Origin of the sequence: Alteromonas gracilis (assembly GCF_043642145.1) — a bacterium.
Lineage (GTDB): Bacteria > Pseudomonadota > Gammaproteobacteria > Enterobacterales > Alteromonadaceae > Alteromonas > Alteromonas gracilis_B.
On the sequence record NZ_JBHZRZ010000037.1, the window covers coordinates 1 to 1,061 of the forward strand.

Annotated in this window: 2 protein-coding genes; both read right to left on the bottom strand. The window is 46.0% G+C overall.

Annotation, left to right across the window (positions count from 1 at the left end; all coding sequences use genetic code 11):
- Positions 1–744, bottom strand: a 744-nt coding sequence (locus ACHUFN_RS20180; RefSeq protein ID WP_394224523.1) for an IS3 family transposase, incomplete at its 3' end; no start/stop codon positions are given.
- Between the two features lie 11 nt (positions 745–755).
- A partial coding sequence (locus ACHUFN_RS20185; protein ID WP_394224522.1) for a transposase occupies positions 756–1,061 on the bottom strand: 306 nt, incomplete at its 5' end.

Here is a 1,061-nt window from a genome sequence, read left to right on the forward strand (position 1 = left end):
AGATTTGATTTCCTGAAGCGAGTTGAATTTCTCCCCGTATATGAGTTCGACTTTCATACGACTGAAGAATGACTCCATTACGGCATTGTCCCAGCAGTTGCTTCTTCTACTCATGCTGGACACAGCACCGACACTCATTATCAAGTCTTGGTATCGTACGGAGCGATACTGAACACCTCTGTCGGAATGAATGATTAACCCAGGCTCTATATCTCGTCGACTAATTGCCATATTAAGTGCGCGTATAATAAGTTCTTCGGTCATATGACCATCAAACGCCCAGCCAACAATAGCTCTTGAGTACAAGTCCATCACGGTAGCCAAATAATGCCATTGGCCTTTAAATCGAATATAAGTGATGTCAGTAACCCACTTTGTATTGGGCTTTGTTGCCACAAATTGCCGGCGCAAGACGTTTTGACTCACGCGCACATTACTGTGGCTATATTGCGAGTATCGAAACGCTCTACCGTTACGAGCGCGTAACTGTAGTTGCTGCATAATTTTCGCAATTGTATTGACGCAGCAGGAGACGTTTTCTGCTTTCAAGGCACGTGTTAGTCTAGGTGCGCCATAGCGCTTTTGATATTTTTCAAAGAGCGCCATGGTGTGCTCACGCAGCTGTTTGCGACGCTGCTGATGTGCGGGCATACCACGCGTAAGGTACTTATAATAGCCAGAACGAGACACTTTAAGTGCCCGACACATCATCGTTACTCTGAACTGTCCCGCATACACTTTAATGAGTGCGTACTTTACTCTTGGTCGCTCGCAAAGTACGCGGCAGCCTTTTTTAAAAACGCATTCTCTTCTTTAAGGTCGGCCAGCTGGCGCTTGAGGGCTTGCACCTCTTCAGAGTCTTCTTGATGAAACTTCACACCTTGAATGGTTGAGAATTGATTACCGCCACAGCGCTTGAACTGTCGACGCCAGTTGTAGATTTGTTGCGCAGAAATACCCAGCTCTGCGGCTACGGATTGATTGGAGTTTCCTTCTTGATCTGCTCGACGAACAGCCTCTTTACGAAACTCTTCAGTGTAAGCATGAACCTTCTTTTTATT